Annotated in this window: 12 protein-coding genes and 1 pseudogene; 11 read left to right on the top strand and 2 right to left on the bottom strand. The window is 46.6% G+C overall.

From position 1 onward, the window contains the following. Positions 1 to 1,037: 1,037 nt before the first annotated feature. Positions 1,038 to 2,021, bottom strand: coding sequence for an AraC family transcriptional regulator (locus RMZ95_RS12080; protein WP_322682472.1), 984 nt, complete (start codon positions 2,019 to 2,021; stop codon positions 1,038 to 1,040). Between the two features lie 209 nt (positions 2,022 to 2,230). Between RMZ95_RS12080 and RMZ95_RS12075 the strand changes: the two genes are divergently transcribed. The 9 genes and pseudogenes from RMZ95_RS12075 (at position 2,231) to RMZ95_RS12035 (ending at position 7,658) form a co-directional block, all read left to right on the top strand. Next, positions 2,231 to 2,632: a cupin domain-containing protein gene (locus RMZ95_RS12075; protein WP_322682471.1), complete on the top strand. Its 402-nt coding sequence runs from the start codon at positions 2,231 to 2,233 to the stop codon at positions 2,630 to 2,632. After that, positions 2,598 to 2,753, top strand: coding sequence for a hypothetical protein (locus RMZ95_RS12070; RefSeq protein WP_409882498.1), 156 nt, complete (start codon positions 2,598 to 2,600; stop codon positions 2,751 to 2,753). The genes RMZ95_RS12075 and RMZ95_RS12070 overlap by 35 nt, the downstream gene beginning before the upstream one ends. Positions 2,754 to 2,805: 52 nt before the next feature. Further along, entirely contained in the window at positions 2,806 to 3,168 is a 363-nt protein-coding gene (locus RMZ95_RS12065; protein ID WP_322682469.1) for a cyclophilin-like fold protein, read from the top strand. A gap of 139 nt (positions 3,169 to 3,307) precedes the next feature. Next, entirely contained in the window at positions 3,308 to 3,805 is a 498-nt protein-coding gene (locus RMZ95_RS12060; RefSeq protein WP_322682468.1) for a cupin domain-containing protein, read from the top strand. Positions 3,806 to 3,862: 57 nt separating this feature from the next. Continuing rightward, positions 3,863 to 4,636, top strand: coding sequence for an SDR family oxidoreductase (locus RMZ95_RS12055; protein WP_322682467.1), 774 nt, complete (start codon positions 3,863 to 3,865; stop codon positions 4,634 to 4,636). A gap of 146 nt (positions 4,637 to 4,782) precedes the next feature. Next, positions 4,783 to 5,526 (top strand): SDR family oxidoreductase, encoded by a 744-nt coding sequence (locus tag RMZ95_RS12050; protein ID WP_322682466.1) that lies wholly within the window; start codon positions 4,783 to 4,785, stop codon positions 5,524 to 5,526. Between the two features lie 198 nt (positions 5,527 to 5,724). After that, positions 5,725 to 6,474: pseudogene (locus RMZ95_RS12045) on the top strand (SDR family NAD(P)-dependent oxidoreductase); the annotation flags it as partial. Next, positions 6,437 to 6,628: a hypothetical protein gene (locus tag RMZ95_RS12040; RefSeq protein WP_409882492.1), complete on the top strand. Its 192-nt coding sequence runs from the start codon at positions 6,437 to 6,439 to the stop codon at positions 6,626 to 6,628. The pseudogene RMZ95_RS12045 and the gene RMZ95_RS12040, both read left to right, overlap by 38 nt. 22 nt (positions 6,629 to 6,650) lie before the next feature. Continuing rightward, a complete protein-coding gene (locus RMZ95_RS12035; RefSeq protein WP_322682464.1) occupies positions 6,651 to 7,658 on the top strand; it encodes an aldo/keto reductase in 1,008 nt (335 codons plus the stop codon). A 224-nt stretch (positions 7,659 to 7,882) separates the two neighbouring features. Here the strand turns inward: RMZ95_RS12035 and rsgA are convergent, their stop codons facing one another. Next, positions 7,883 to 8,944 (bottom strand): ribosome small subunit-dependent GTPase A, encoded by a 1,062-nt coding sequence (gene rsgA / locus RMZ95_RS12030; protein ID WP_322682476.1) that lies wholly within the window; start codon positions 8,942 to 8,944, stop codon positions 7,883 to 7,885. A gap of 467 nt (positions 8,945 to 9,411) precedes the next feature. On the opposite strand from rsgA, the gene RMZ95_RS12025 reads away from it, so the two are divergent. Next, complete coding sequence (locus RMZ95_RS12025) at positions 9,412 to 11,793, top strand: glycoside hydrolase family 31 protein (RefSeq protein WP_322682463.1); 2,382 nt, start codon at positions 9,412 to 9,414, stop codon at positions 11,791 to 11,793. 190 nt (positions 11,794 to 11,983) lie between these two features. Beyond that, positions 11,984 to 16,006: a PAS domain S-box protein gene (locus RMZ95_RS12020; protein WP_322682462.1), complete on the top strand. Its 4,023-nt coding sequence runs from the start codon at positions 11,984 to 11,986 to the stop codon at positions 16,004 to 16,006. Positions 16,007 to 16,117 lie beyond the last annotated feature (111 nt).

Raw genomic sequence — 16,117 nt, 5'->3', positions numbered from 1 at the left:
CCTTGCTACTATCCATATCTGGGTTCAAAGGATTTTATTAGTGGGATAGGTTCAACGAATCCCAAATGGTTGCTCAAGCCTCAAGAGTGGTTGCAGCAGGAATTCAAATGAACGCAGATTTATTCCTTGAACCACACAACCAACCAAATTGCAATCCACTCTTAAATGGTTGCTACAACTTGTCTGATTTTGCTGATGTCAAGTAACCAAGAAAATCTATAGTGCTTCTCGTTTCGTGATTGATGCAGCAAGATAAATTCCAGCCTAAAAGTGGTAGCTAGCAGTGCAGTAATATAATATCTGCACAGACAACATCTGATACTTCGGCTTAGATAATATCTTGGTGATTTTTGACAGATGGCTAAATTCCTAGAAATTATGGAAAGACACCATTCTGCTTGAAGTTTTCGTTCCAAAAGTCAGCAACTGCTTCAACTTAGTTTGCGGTTGAAAACGTTTACTTCCGCAAGACGAAGTTAGTAAATATTCTGTATTTCTATTGAATTGTCAGGCTGTACTAAGAGTCTTTCTTCCCAGACTCCAAGAGTAATTGCCTTGGCGGGTAATGCTCTAGCTAGGTTAGCCAACTCTTATTGGCTCGTACCCAGATAAATTTTGATTGACTTCAAGTTGTTACAAAGGCTACTATCCTACTCAATCTAGTTTTAGATTTTCGTTAAAAAAAGATGTAGCGAATTGAAGGGGACTTACCAGAGCAAAAAAACTTTCTTGAGTTTGCCTCAAACTTGTCTTGAAGTCTTTTTGTGTTTTCACTTGTTTGATTCCTATAAAAACCATAACATACATCCCACTAATTAATTTGCCGAATCTCAAATTATTTATCTATTTAATATAAGATTATTCTTATAACCTTTAATAGTCATAGGTTACACCCTCGTTATTAACTAGTTAATGAAATTATTTATCCTAGCCAATATGTGCAGTTAGATACTTTTGGAAATTTGATAAAAGTATTTAAAACTAATGTTTGAAAAAGAAAACATAAATTCTTATTTTTGCAGTCAAAAATTTTGTCATCATATTGAACTAGTAGTCTCCCTAGTAGCTTCTCGCAGCCGCTCCACATCGCGCATCGGTGGCGCACCAAACAGCCGCTTGTACTCCCGGTTAAAATGCGAGGCATCGTCATAACCCACGCGGTAGGCAGCACTGGTAGCATCAAGCTTTTCCCCCAGCATCAGACGGCGAGCCTCCTGGAGCCGCAGTTGCTTTTGGTACTGCAAGGGACTCATGGCAGTGACAGATTTAAAGTGATGGTGGAAGCCCGATACACTCATCCCCAGTTCTCGTGCAATGCTTTCAATCTTGATCGGTTCGTTAAAATCTTTACGAAGTCGCTCGACGGCTCTGGCGATGTGGTAGGTGTAGCCACCCAGAACTGCAATATGACGGAGCCGATTACCTTGCTCTCCCATCAAGAGTCGGTAAATGATTTCCCGTTTAATCAGTGGTGCGAGAACATGAGCTTCAGCAGGGGAATCTAAAAGCCTGACGAGCCGCACTACAGCGTCCAACAGATTTGCATTCAACGGACTTACATCAATAGCTTTCACATCAGCACGGCTGCGCAATGAGGGATGCCCTGCTTCGACCATCACTGAGCCAACAAGAGTGGGGTCAAGATCGAGGCGAAGGCTAAAGAACGGTTGCGCCTTGGACGCTTCCAGAATTTGGCTGATAATTGGCAGTTCGACCGTAGCAAGCAGATAATGCATTGGGTCGTACTGATAGCGATCGCTACCCAAAAGAACTTCTTTGCTGCCCTGAGCGATCGCACAAAACGCAGGGATAGAGACACTATGAAGGCATTCCGAAGGCGAAGAGGCGCGGTTGAAGTGCAAACCTTTGAGCGGTTCAATCGTCCCATCATGACGAATCGCGTGTGCAATCCGCTCTTTCAGTTCGTCTCTATTGGCTTGCGCTCTGTCTGCCTCACGCTTTGCCTGCAAGTCGTTCATTAAATCGCGATCGGACTTTTCACTCGTTTTGGCAGCGTTCATTTCTAAGTTTGCAGAATTGTACAACTATCTTAGACGATCGTCCTATTACTTGTTCTTCAAGATTCTTAGAATGAAGCTAAAGCAATGAAAAGTGATTTCGGCTTCTTATAAGCATTCTGGATTTTTATTTAATAGAAAACTCAGTTTTGATTGGGTAAGAGGCTTGCCTCCTAGCCACAAAAATTACATCAAGTGAAGGAATTAAGAAAATGGACATCAAAAGAAGTGGCTCACAGCCTTCTGCCAAAGGGCCGGCTGATTATTTTACCGGCACTGTCCGCATTGATCCCCTATTCGAGGCGCACGATCCAGCACGCACGTCTGGAGCCAGTGTCACGTTTGAGCCTGGCGCTCGGACAGCATGGCACACGCACCCATTGGGACAAACCTTGATCGTGACGGCTGGCTGTGGTCTTGTACAGCGCTGGGGTGGCGCGATCGAGGAAATTCGACCGGGGGATACAATCTGGATCTCGCCGGGTGAGAAGCATTGGCACGGTGCTACAGCAACCACGGCGATGACGCACATCGCTATTCAGGAATGGCTCGATGGTAAGCCTGTGGACTGGATGGAGCATGTCAGCGACGAGGAGTATGGAGGAATATCTTAGTGCTGTTGAGATGGTTTTTCATCAAGGAGAAAAACTGCCAGCAGAGAATGCTGATTTTGGTTCTCGCCCTAGCGATGTCCCTGAATTACTCAGCCTGCCGTGCCGACAACAGTATTACTAGCAGTCCCTCGTTGAAGATGCCGACTGAAATATCAACCAAGCAGGCAGACAGTATGAAGATAAACATCAAGGTCAAAGACAAAGTTGTTACAGCCACTTTAATCGACAGCAAAACCACTCAGGATTTTGTTTCCCTGCTGCCATTAACGCTGACGATGAACGATTTGTTTGGAAGAGAAAAGTTTGCCCACCTGCCGAGAGCGATTTCGGAGGAGGGAGAGCGAACCAAAACCTATGAAGTTGGAGATGTCATTTACTGGTCCCCCGGCCCTGATGTGGCTATTTATTATCGCCACGATAGAGAGGAAATCCCCGATCCCGGCATCATCGCGATCGGCAAGATCGATGCTGGCGTAGAAGCATTCAATGTGCCTGGCTCTGTAGAAGTGACAATCGAGCTTGTTCAATCGCAATAAACAGGGCGATCTGCCTTTCGCCTTAGGAGGGCGACAGGTCATGTAACTGGGAACATTTCGCCTTCCAATACAAGTGATATCCAGGTCAGTCCATCTTCCCTAGAGATTGTTTAGTAAAACTTGAAAGTTGGAGACGGAAATGAAACTGCTTGCGACGACTATCGTGTCATTTTCCCTGCTTACTTCGGGGCTTGCTTATGCGGGTCAGACACAAGTTACATCAGATAATAGCACACGGACAGTGGAGATTACTCGGAAAGGTTCGCAGCCTTCTACTAAAGGATCAACCGAATATTTCACAGGTTCCGTCCGCATCGATTCTCTGTTTTCAGCACGCGACCCGTCACGCACGGCTGGCGCTAGTGTAACCTTCGAGCCTGGTGCTAGGACAGCATGGCACACCCATCCACTGGGACAGACCCTGATTGTGACTGCTGGGTCTGGTTATGTCCAGCAATGGGGCAGACAAATTCAGGAAATCAAACCAGGTGATGTTGTCCGAATTGCGCCCGGACTGAAGCACTGGCATGGAGCTACAGCCACCACAGCTATGACGCACATTGCCATTCACGAAGAACTCGACGGCAAACCTGTGGACTGGCTGGAGCATGTCAGCGACGAGCAGTATCCCAACTGATCTCTGCATCTGGTGGTTTTAAGACCTTGTTAGGTAAAGAATTAAAGGAAAAAAATCATGACAACAAACGAAAATGGAAAGTACACAGGAAAAGTTGCGTTTGTAACCGGAGCAGCGAACGGCATCGGTCGAGCTACGGCGCTGGCATTTGCCCGTGAGGGCGCTAATGTAGTGGTCGCCGACGTTTCAGAACAGGGCAATCAAGAAACGGCCCGCATGATCGAAGAACTCGGCAAACGAGCGATCGCCGTCAAGTGCAACGTAACGCAAGCCGAAGACGTGAAGGCGGCTCTTTCCAAGACCATTGAGACCTTCGGGCGGCTGGACTTTGCCTTCAACAACGCCGGTGTGGAGCAGAAAAAGGCAGCAACAGCCCAAATCGAAGAGTCAGAGTGGGATCGGATCGTAAACATCGATCTGCGCGGCGTTTTTCTATGCATGAAGTATGAAATTCCGCTGCTACTCAAGCAAGGCGGCGGCGCGATCGTGAACACATCATCGGGTGCTGGGGTCATAGGCATCAAGGGTGGAGCCGCATACACCGCCGCAAAACACGGCGTGATCGGACTCACCAAGTCGGCGGCTCTCGACTATGCCTCGCAGAACATCCGCGTCAACGCCGTTGCCCCTGGTTACATTAACACACCGATGATGGATCGCTTCACTGGCGGCACTGCTGAAGGACGCAAGCAGGTAATCTCGGAGGAGCCGGTCGGACGGATGGGCCAGCCCGAAGAGATTGCCAATGCCGTTGTCTGGCTGTGTTCAGACGCGGCTGCCTTTATCATCGGACACGCCTTGGTCGTCGATGGCGGTCAAACGGTGCAGTGATTGTTCGTCGCCAACTGCCGACTTTGCGGTATTACCAGAAAAGTTTTTGCTGATGCCACATCGAACCGTCAGCGTGCCCTTAGCCACTGATTAGCAAATCCGAAGAAAGCGAAACTCAATAGTTACTCAACAAAAAGAGGAATCAGATGATTAAAGACAAAGTTGTGATTCTTACCGGCGCCTCATCAGGGATTGGTGAAGCAACTGCGAAATTGCTTGCAAGCAAAGGCGCTAAAGTCGTATTGGGCGCGCGACGCGATCGCCAATTGAGAAAACTGGTTGATGAAATTCAAACAGATGGCGGACAAGCAGTCTATCAAGTGATGGATGTGGTTAACCCATCTGATAATGCTGAAATCGTCAAGCTTGCCAAGAAAAGATTTGGAGGCGTTGATGTTATTTTCTTGAACGCTGGCATAATGCCAAATTCTCCACTCTCTGCATTGAAAACTGATGAATGGAATCAAACAGTTGATATCAATATCAAGGGTGTACTAAATGGTATCGCTGCTGTGTTACCAACGTTTATTAGCCAAAAGTCTGGGCATGTTATTACAACTTCATCGGTTGCTGGGTTAAAAGCTTATCCAGGTGGTGCAGTGTATGGTGGGACGAAATGGTTCGTGCGCGATTTCATGGAAGTTCTACGCATGGAGTCTGCTCAAGAGGGGAGTAACATTCGTACTGCGACAATTTATCCTGCGGCAATTAACACTGAGCTATTAAATCAGATTACCAGCCAAGATATGGCTGAAAAAATGACTCAGTTGTATGAGCAGTATGGCATTTCACCGGATCGAGTAGCCAATGTTGTGGCATTTGCTATTGACCAGCCAGAAGATACAAACGTGAACGAATTTACGATTGGCCCAACCACGCAGCCTTGGTAAGGATAGTGCTGGTGGTTAGGCAACGACTGCTGCGGTAATACCGTCGAGTGGATGGAACAGGTCAGCGACGAACAAGGCCTGATTAAGAACTGAATAATAAAGAGAATAATCATGAGCAAAGTTTGGTTTATCACAGGCGCTGGCAGCGGCATTGGAGCCGGAACCGCGAAGGCGGCATTGTAGTCCGGTGACCGTGTAGTTGCGACTGGCCGAAACCTCGACAAAGTGCGTAATGCCTTGCGCGATGTTGCAAGCGAGAATCTTGCATTTGTTCAGTTGGACGTTTCCGACGAGGTAGAGGCGAAAACAGCCGTCGAGGAGGCAGTGAATCGGTTCGGTCGCATCGACGTTTTGGTTAACAATGCGGGCTACAGCCTGCTTGGTAATTTTGAAGAGATGACCACGACCGAGATCGAACGCCAGTTCGCGACAAACTTCTATGGTGTGGTATACGTCATGCGTGCTGTGCTGCCAGTTATGCGTCAGCAGCAGTCAGGTCACATCATTAACATTAGCTCCGTTGCTGGCGTTGTCGGGTTTAAGCACTGTGCTGCCTACGCCGCATCGAAGTTCGCGGTCGAGGGCATCTCGCTGTCGGTCGCAGCCGAGGTGGAGGGGTTCGGCATCAAGATCGCGCTTGTCGAACCTGGCTTCTTCCGCACGGATCTTCTGGATGACCGGAATGTCAGATGGCCCAGCAACGCCATCGAAGACTATGCCGCCGAGGGCAACGTTCAGGACACTTGGTCGGTCTACAACGGCACGCAGCAGGGTGATCCAGCAAAGTTGGGTGATGCTCTGGTCAAAATCGCCGGGATGGAGAATCCGCCGAAGTTGTTCGTTGCCGGAAGTGATGCCCTTGCGACGATCGCGTCGGCTGTCGAGGAACGGTTGCAGGCGACGCGCGCCCATGAAGAGCTATCGAAATCAACAGATGGTTCGTTCTAGCGATCGCGCAAGAAGCATCATCATCAAATCTACGGACATGATGCACATCGCCATTCAGCAACAGATCGATGCAAGACTGTGGACTAAATCAGCGATGAACAATACCAGACCCGATCTTGGAGTAGGACAGTTCCGACCTTTAATTCACCTTTAAATCAAAGACAGGAGTTCAAAAAATGCAAAAGCGCAAACTTGGAAACAGTAACCTGGAAGTCTCGGCGATCGGGCTGGGCTGTATGGGAATGAGCTTTTCTTATGGCCCACCCAAAGACACACAAGAGATGATCGCTCTTCTGGGGGCCGCTATCGATCGCGGCATTACATTCTTTGACACAGCCGAGGTCTACGGCCCGTTCCTAAACGAAGAATTGGTGGGCGAAGCCCTCGCTCCCTTCCGCGATCGAGTGGTCATCGCCACCAAATTCGGGTTCGACATCAGTCCGAATTCCGATCCCCGTGGGATGAAGGGTTCACCCGGATTGAATAGCCGACCGGAGCATATTAAGGAAGTCGTGGAGGGTTCACTCAAGCGACTCAAGGTCGAGGCGATCGACCTCCTTTATCAGCACCGGGTTGACCCGAACGTGCCGATCGAAGACGTGGCAGGAGCGGTGAAAGAACTGATTCAGTCAGGTAAGGTGAAGCACTTTGGACTCTCAGAAGCAGGAGTGCAAACGATTCGTCGCGCCCACGCCGTTCAGCCTGTCACGGCTCTCCAGAGCGAGTACTCACTATGGTGGAGAAAGCCTGAAGCGGAAGTGATACCGACCCTGGAGGAACTTGGCATCGGCTTTGTCCCCTACAGCCCTTTGGGCAAGGGCTTTCTCACGGGCAAGATCGACGAAAGCACGACTTTTGACAGCTCCGACTTCCGCAGCACCCTGCCTCGCTTCACTAAGGAGGCTCTCAAAGTGAATCAAGCCCTGATCGATCTGCTCGGCAGCATCGCCGAACGGAAGCAAGCGACACCTGCTCAAATTGCGATCGCCTGGCTGCTGGCCCAGAAGCCGTGGATTGTTCCGATTCCAGGCACCACAAAGCTGCATCGCTTGGACGAAAACATCGGGGCAGTCTCAGTTGAACTCACACCCGACGATCTGCGTGACATCGATGACGCCGCCTCCAAAATTGCGGTGCAAGGCGCTCGGTATCCCGAAAAGCTGGAACAAATGACCGGTCGTTAAACTGGCACTAAGTTAAGCCGTATAGTAGGCAAGGTAAGGTATGACTGGTTCCCTGCCTCTAGTAGTCTGCCAAGGGAACTTGGCGGCGAAAAGGGGAAGGGGGAAGGTGGGGCCCCCTTTGGGGATAAGGGGCAGGGGGAAAGGGTTTAAATCCCTTACCTTTTTCCCTTTCCCCTTTTCCCTTTCCCCAGTCCTCACAAGCGCATTTTTGGGTTGGCAGACTACTAGCGTTTGTGATGATTTCGCATAGATTTATGAATCTTCTTCCATCGTTCTTTCTCAGCTAATTGCGCCCTTTGGTCTTGTTTGCGGTTAAGGTAGTCGAGTTCTTTTTGTAACTTTTGGTAGCTAAGAAATCTAGAATAATCAAGTTCTCCCTCAGCCAAAGCCTGCTGCACCACACAACCCGGTTCGTTATTATGCTGACAATTGCGGAAATGGCATTCTTGCGCTAAAGTTTCGATGTCTGCAAAAGTTTCTTGCAAACCTTCATCACCTGCCCAAATTTGAATTTCCCGCATTCCTGGAGTATCAATAATTAATCCGCCAGTAGAGAGCAAAATCAACTCACGATTAGTTGTTGTGTGTCTACCTCGGTCATCACCTTGCCGTACTGGTTGCACAACTTGCACAGATGCACCTTGCAGTTGGTTGGTGATGGTGGATTTACCAACACCAGAAGACCCCAACAAAGCAACTGTTTGTCCTGGTTGTAAGTAAGGTTTTAAGGCATCCAATCCTTGATGATTGGTGGCACTTAAAACTACAATTGGTACACCCAAAGCAACTGCTTCTACTTGGGTTAAATACTCTTCCAGAGAATTGCACAAATCTGCTTTATTTAACACAATTACCGGATTTGCACCACTTTCCCAAGCCAGAATCAGATAACGCTCAACTCTTCTTGGATTAAAATCGCCATCCAATCCTGAGACTAAGAAGACTGTATCAATATTTGCTGCAACAATTTGTTCTTCTGTTTTACTACCTACTGTCTTGCGAGAAAATTTGCTTTTCCTGGGTAAAATCTCGTTGATAGTGGCTCGTCCTTCAGATTCTCTGACACTAATCGCAACCCAATCTCCAACGGCGGGAAAATCTTGTGCTTGAGAAGCACGATGCCGCAATTTACCTGAAACTTCTGCTGAAAGTTCCCCTTGTTCGCTATAGAGGGTGTAAGTATTTCTATATTCAATGGCAACCCTAGCAACGCTAAATCCTTGTAAGCGATAGGGTTCAAAACTGCGAGCAAAAAAGTTACTCCAGCCTAAATAATCCAAATTCATTGATGTTTCCTCGATGTGTGCTACTTGTTTTGCACAAGGTTCCACAGAGGAAGACACTTCTATGCAGGGAGTTCTCCCCGCACCAGAATGTCTGTGAATTCTAGTTTTCATTCCTGTAGAAAAGAGGACTGAACAGAATCTCTGCGCCTTGCGTTCTTTGAGTTGGAATGGTCAAAGTAACCCGGACTGCTAGTAATTCAGTCATAGTTCGTCCTCCTTATGTACTACAGTAAATAATCTACATTACTACATTAGCCTATTCCAGAAAATTGTTTAAATTATGCAATTTTAACTTTGATATTTATCGCGGATTGAAAGACCAATGCACAAGTTTGTACATTATAAAAACAATTTTGATAAAAAATATCTGCTCATCTTTCAGCAACTTCTAGCGAAAGAAAGAGTTTGAGGGTGAGTATCTCTGTAATCATGAATGCGGATAAGTGTTTACCTGCTAAATAACTGATATGCCGCAATATTTCGGAAAATTACCCACCACAAACCAAGCTTGGACAACTGTTAGCAATGTAAAAGCTGTAACCTGGGAAAATAATATTGTTAATTTTGACTGTGGCGACTCACGCCTGACCATCAGCGTACTTACTCCAAATTTAATCCGCGTGCGTTTCGCACCAAATGGGGAATTTATGCCCCGCCGCTCTTGGGCAGTGACGCCAGATGATGCAGAATGGGCAATAACACCTTTTGCAGTGCGCGAAACTGAAGCAACAATCGAAATTGAAACAGCACAGATTCGTGTGTGCGTTCAGCGGGAAAAGTGTCGCATCGCCTGTTTTGACAAAGCTAATCGTCCCTTCGCCCAAGATGCAGATATGGGAATGGGTTGGCGGATGGGTGCAGTTGCAGGGTGGAAAGAAATTGCAGCCGACGAACATTTCTATGGCTTTGGCGAACGTACAGGCTTTCTGGATAAACTTGGCGAAGTAAAAACTAACTGGACAACGGATGCCTTAGATTATGATTCGCTGACTGATGAAATGTACCAGGCAATTCCATTTTTTATGGCTTTGCGTCCGCAAGTAAGCTATGGCATCTTTTTCAACACCACTTTTTGGAGTCAGTTCGATATCGGTGCTGAACAACCAGGTATTTGGAAGATGGAAACTCGTGGCGGTGAATTGGATTATTACATTATTTACGGCCCCGAACCAGCCCAAATCCTAGAGACTTACACTCAACTAACTGGGAGAATGCCATTACCGCCGAAATGGGCGCTAGGTTATCATCAATGCCGTTGGAGTTACGAATCAGAAAACGTTGTGCGAGAACTAGCAAAGGAATTTCGTCAACGCCGCATTCCCTGCGATGTTATTCACTTGGATATTGACTATATGCGGGGCTATCGAGTGTTTACTTGGAGTCCTCAACGTTTCTCCAATGCGGCAAAACTTATTAGTGATTTAGCAAAGGATGGTTTCAAAACAGTCACAATTATCGATCCTGGTGTGAAGTATGAACCAGAAGGTAATTATCATGTTTTTGACGAAGGAATAGAAAACGACTATTTTGTGCGTAAAGCTGATGGTACGTTGTTTCACGGCTATGTTTGGCCTGAGAAAGCTGTTTTTCCTGACTTTTTACGTCCTGATGTTAGTAACTGGTGGGCTGATTTACACAAAAGCCTAACTGATATTGGTGTGGCAGGAATTTGGAATGATATGAATGAACCTGCCATAAACGATCGCCCTTTCGGCGATGATGGGGAAAAGATTTGGTTTCCCCTAGATGCACCGCAGGGAGGACAAGGGGACAAGGGGACAAGGGGACAAGGGGACAAGGGAGATATCCCTGCATCTTTTTCAACCCATACAGAAGTGCATAATTTGTATGGGTTGATGATGGCTAAAGCTTGTTATGAAGGGTTACGACGGCATCGAAGTTCACAGCGATCTTTTGTGTTAACGCGATCGGGTTATGCTGGTGTGCAACGCTGGTCTTCTGTGTGGATGGGAGATAACCAATCGTTGTGGGAGCATTTAGAAATGTCTCTGCCGATGCTTTGTAACATGGGACTTTCGGGTGTGGGATTTGTGGGTTGCGATATTGGCGGGTTTGCTGGTAACGCCACTGCTGAATTATTCGCTCGGTGGATGCAGGTAGGAATGCTTTACCCATTGATGCGCGGTCACTCGGCAATGTCTACTGCTCGTCATGAACCTTGGGTATTTGGCGATCGCGTTGAAAATATCTGTCGAGAATACATTAATCTACGTTACCAATTACTTCCCTATATTTATAGTCTTTTTTGGGAAGCGGCAACAACGGGCGCACCGATTTTAAGACCATTATTATACCACTTCCCCAACGATCCGAAAATTTATAGCCTCTACGATCAAGTGTTGCTAGGTGCATCGCTGATGGCTGCACCAATTTACCGCCCTGGAGTTGAGCATCGATCTGTCTACTTACCCGCTGGCACTTGGTATGATTGGTGGAGTGGCGATCGCTATGAAGGCCCGATTCACATTCTTGCTCATGCACCATTAGAAAGAATGCCACTGTATGTCCGTAGCGGTGCGATCGTTCCTATGCAACCTGTCAGCCAATACGTTGATGAATCGCCACTCGACGAGATTCGGTTACGAATTTGGCCTGGTAACAACGAATATCAGTTATTTGAAGATGATGGGCAGACAAGCAAGTATCAAGATAATAACCACTCAATAACTAACATCCGTGTATTTACCCAGGCAAGCCAAACAGTAGTGGAAATTGCAGCAAGAGTTGGAAAGTGGACACCTCCACTGCGAGAAGCGATCGTAGAACTTGTAGGTGTTGGAGAGCAACGCTTTCAAGATGACGGTAAGCGACATAGCTTACAATTCTGAAATACTCGTAAAGGTGGTTTTTGAGCCACCATTATTTCCTACTTGAAATTATGCAAGCAAGAAAAAATATGCATAGAGGTAGATGAAAAAGTAGCCGAAGTGTAACCTACAATACAAAGAACATCAATGATTAGCTCGTAAGAAATACGTAAGTTTACCACGCTAGATAGATGCGGTTAGAGAACACTCAATGTTAAATATTAACCGCTTGCGGCTGCAAGATAGATTTAAAATCTCTACAAATGCACTTGTGGCAAGAGTCGCAAGTGCGATCGCTGTTTTTGTTGGTAGCTTGGTATTAGTTGGCTGGTGTCTTGGCATAGAAGTTCTTAAGCGCGGCTTCCCTGGTAGTCCTGCCACGATGAAAGTCAACACGGCGTTGTGTTTTGTGTTGTCTGGTGTGTCACTGTGGCTATTTTTCAAAGATGAGCAGGGGAGCAGGGGAGCAGGGGAGCAGGGGAGGCAGTGCGGTCTTGGGGGTTTCCCCCAGGAGCAACTGCCGTCGAGCAGGGGGGAAAGAAGAATTCAAAATTACCCGCATAGTTCCACAGCCTCCTTGCCCGTACTTACTTTTCTCATCTCTCAGGTCTGTGCAATAGCTGTCACCACAATTGCGGCGCTTACTCTATGTCAATATATATTCGGCTGGAATCTCGGCATTGACGAACTGGTGTTTCGTGATTCGCGAACTAGTATAGCGACATTGCATCCGGGGCGGATGGGGGTGAACACAGCACTGAACTTTATACTAGTCAGTGTCGCTCTACAAATTCTGATTCATCCAAAAAGCCACCGCAGTTATTGGTATGCCCAAATTATTACTCTGATTGCTACTTTAATTTCCTTTCAGGCGCTGATGGGCTATGCCTACCAAGTGAAAGTTCTTTACGGACTCGCCCCTTATACAACATCAATGGCGTTACACACGGCGCTGTTGTTCTTATTACTAAGTATAGGGATTCTGTGGGCGCGGGCAGAACATGGCTTAATGAGGGTAGTTACAAGTGATAGTTACGGCGGCTTACTTGCACGTCGTTTACTAGTTGCCGCGATCGCAGTACCTTTTATATTAGGATGGGTAATTGTCGAAGGTCAACGGGCAGGACAATACGATCCGGCATTTGCAATATCGGTATTTGCGATCGTTTTGATTGTAATTTTTACTATTTTGATTTGGCAAAGTGCCAGGGTTATTGAACGCCTCAGCTATCAACGCGACCTTGCCCAAGAAGCACTGAGAACCTACGAAGCTAAATTAGGAAGTTTTGTAGATGCTAACGTCATCGGTATTCTCTTTAGCGATGTGTATGGCGGTATCCAGCAAGCAAACGACGAATTCTTGAGGATGATTGGTTACGCGCGGGAGGATTTGTTAACTGGTAAGTTCAGTTGGCGCAATATCACACCACCAGAGTATTTATATTTAGACGAGCAAGGTATCGCTGAAGCCCAAGGAAACACCGACGCTGCTTGTACGCCCTACGAGAAAGAATTTATTCGCAAGGATGGTAGCCGTATCCCGATTTTAGTTGGTTACGTGCTGCTAGGAGAAAACCGCGAAGAGTCAGTAGCCTTTATCCTCGATTTGAGCGAACGCAAACAAGCAGAAGCAGAACAACAAAAATTAGCATTGCTGGTAGAAAATAGCTCTGACTTTATCGGCATTGCCACCCTTGAGGGTCAATTACTCTACATAAATGATGCAGGTCAAAAGTTGGTAGGGTTTGCCAACCTGAATGAAGTCAGGCAAAAAGCAGTATTAGATTACTTCATGCCCAAAGACAAAGCCTATTTTCAAAAATATATACTGCCGACTGTGCTATCAGAAGGGCGCTGGCAGGGAGAATTTTGCTTCCGGCATCTCCAAACAGGTCAACCGATACCAGTTGATTACAATATCTTCACTGTTACAGATAACAAAACAGGTCAGCCAATTGCCTTAGCAACTGTAACTCGTGACATCAGCGAGCAAAAGCAGACCCAGGAACAAATCTTACAGCTAAACAGGGATCTACAGCGCCGCATAACTGAATTACAAACTTTGTTGGAGGTAATTCCCATTGGAATTGGCATTGCCGAAGATCCAAAATGCCAAAATATTAAGGTCAACCTTTCTTTTGCGAAGCAGTTGGGGATATCGTCAGATACAAATGCCTCCCTCAGTGCTGACTTGGACGAAAGACCAACAAGCTTTAAAATCTATCGCCAGGGAAGGGAACTGTCAACAGAAGAACTCCCAATGCAGTACTCTGCTGCTCATGGTGTTGAGGTGATCGATTATGAACTCGATGTCATTCATGAAAATGGCAAAATTGTCAAGCTGTTGGAGTACGTTGCACCCCTGTTTGACGAAGAGGGTAAAACCAGAGGAAGCGTTGGCGCATTTTTAGATATTACGGAGCGCAAACAGGCAGAGGAAGTACTCCTAAAGCAGCAAAAATGGCTAGAGAATGTGTTAAATCTGATGCCAAGACCATTGCTGTTTATCGAACCAGGAACGGCGCGGGTAACTTTTGCCAATCGCTCTGCTGACGAATTAGCTGGGGGCGAATTTCCCAAAGGGATACCCGCCGAAGATTATCACACAGCTTACTACTATACAGATGCAGCTGGCGATCGCATCCCCAATGAACTTATGCCAGGAGTGCGGGTTGCCCGTGGCGAAAGCCTGAATGGATTGGAGGTGGACTGGCATACTCCCGCTGGCGTGCGCTCTCTACTTGTATTTGCTGATACCTTACCAGCAATGCACGGTCATCCGGCTACCTGTATCTTAGTGTTCCAAGAAATCAGCAACCTCAAGACTGCACAAAAAGCCCTCTCATTAAGTTACAAAAGGTTAAAGCTACTATTTGACACAGCCAATGATTTATTATCGAGTCAGCAACCAGTAGTACTAATCGATAGCGTCTACCAAAAACTAAGAGACCAAATTGGTTTAGATATTTACTTTAACTATTTGGTTGAGGATAACTCTCAGGTAATGCGGCTAGAGTCTTACAGCGGCTTTTCCCCAGAACTAGCAAACCAAATCGAATCCTTGGAATTTGCTGAAGCGGTTTGTGCGACTGTCGCCCATGAGCGTTGTGCAATTGCTCTAGAGAATGTGCAGCAATCAATTGACCCGAAAACAGAATTGATTCGTTCTTTTGGAATTACAGCTTATTATGCATACCCATTAATAGCCCAAGGACGGTTATTAGGTACTCTTTCTTTTGGCAGCCGCACTCGGTTAAGCTTCACCGACAATCAAAAAGGGATGATGCAAGCAGTATGCGACCAAATAGCGATCGCAATGGAACGGGCTAGTTTAATTGCTTCTTTACAGCAACAAACTGAGCAGTTACAACAAGCCAACCGGATGAAGGATGAGTTTCTAGGAATATTATCCCATGAATTGCGATCGCCCCTCAATGCCATCCTTGGCTGGGCGCAATTACTGCAACGAAGCAAGCTCAGTGATAGCCAAATGGCTAGAGCAACGGAGACAATTGAGCGCAACGCCAAAGCGCAAACCCAGTTAATTGAAGACTTACTGGATATATCGCGGATGAGTAGAGGCCAGTTACGCCTCAATGTCCGTACTTGTAATTTGGTTCCCATAATTGAGTCAGCCATCAAGACTGTTAGTTTAGCCGCTCAATCCAAGGAAATCGATTTGAGATTTTCCCTAATTTCCTCATGGGAATTAGGAGTTAATCACGAAAATCTCGAATTTCCAGCAGCACAATCCCAAACTAATCAACATTCCAATGACAGCAAGCCGAGTGAAAATTCTCAATATTTAGTTTCCGGGGATTTCGAGCGCTTACAACAAATTATCTGGAATCTGCTATCCAATGCCATCAAATTTACACCCGTTGGCGGAAGGGTAGAGTTGCAATTGTCAGTGGTTAGTGGACAAGAAAAACAACAGACAACGGATAAATATGCCCAAATTCAGGTGATTGATACAGGCATTGGTATCAGTCCTGATTTTCTTCCTTACGTTTTCGATCGCTTTCGTCAAGCTGATAGTTCTAGCACTAGAATCTATGGTGGATTAGGACTAGGATTAGCGATCGTCCGTCATTTAGTAGAATTACATGGCGGTACTGTCCGCGCAGATAGCCCAGGCAAAGAACAAGGAGCAACGTTTACCGTCAAACTACCACTTCTGAAGAATGCTCACCTCGGCTCTTCCACCCCTCTGCCCCCACCCCCTTCTGTTTAGTCAGCGACATCAGTATGCCCCACGAAGATGTGAGAACAAAAGAGAATTCCAGCCGCAACGTTGACAGATGATGCTATTACGAAAGACCAATTATTATTGTAGAGACGGCGA

The sequence above is a fragment of the Nostoc sp. DedQUE07 genome, assembly GCF_034530975.2.
In the GTDB taxonomy this organism is placed as follows: domain Bacteria; phylum Cyanobacteriota; class Cyanobacteriia; order Cyanobacteriales; family Nostocaceae; genus Nostoc.
The sequence above is the reverse complement of the archived record's forward strand: the minus strand, read 5'-3'. Positions and strand labels throughout refer to the sequence as shown.

Coding starts and splice junctions, on each gene's coding strand:
- RMZ95_RS12080 (WP_322682472.1), bottom strand. CDS start 2,021: ATGAACGCTGCCAAAACGAGTGAAAAGTCCGATCGCGATTTAATGAAC.
- RMZ95_RS12075 (WP_322682471.1), top strand. CDS start 2,231: ATGGACATCAAAAGAAGTGGCTCACAGCCTTCTGCCAAAGGGCCGGCT.
- RMZ95_RS12070 (WP_409882498.1), top strand. CDS start 2,598: ATGTCAGCGACGAGGAGTATGGAGGAATATCTTAGTGCTGTTGAGATG.
- RMZ95_RS12065 (WP_322682469.1), top strand. CDS start 2,806: ATGAAGATAAACATCAAGGTCAAAGACAAAGTTGTTACAGCCACTTTA.
- RMZ95_RS12060 (WP_322682468.1), top strand. CDS start 3,308: ATGAAACTGCTTGCGACGACTATCGTGTCATTTTCCCTGCTTACTTCG.
- RMZ95_RS12055 (WP_322682467.1), top strand. CDS start 3,863: ATGACAACAAACGAAAATGGAAAGTACACAGGAAAAGTTGCGTTTGTA.
- RMZ95_RS12050 (WP_322682466.1), top strand. CDS start 4,783: ATGATTAAAGACAAAGTTGTGATTCTTACCGGCGCCTCATCAGGGATT.
- RMZ95_RS12040 (WP_409882492.1), top strand. CDS start 6,437: ATGAAGAGCTATCGAAATCAACAGATGGTTCGTTCTAGCGATCGCGCA.
- RMZ95_RS12035 (WP_322682464.1), top strand. CDS start 6,651: ATGCAAAAGCGCAAACTTGGAAACAGTAACCTGGAAGTCTCGGCGATC.
- rsgA (WP_322682476.1), bottom strand. CDS start 8,944: ATGAATTTGGATTATTTAGGCTGGAGTAACTTTTTTGCTCGCAGTTTT.
- RMZ95_RS12025 (WP_322682463.1), top strand. CDS start 9,412: ATGCCGCAATATTTCGGAAAATTACCCACCACAAACCAAGCTTGGACA.
- RMZ95_RS12020 (WP_322682462.1), top strand. CDS start 11,984: ATGTTAAATATTAACCGCTTGCGGCTGCAAGATAGATTTAAAATCTCT.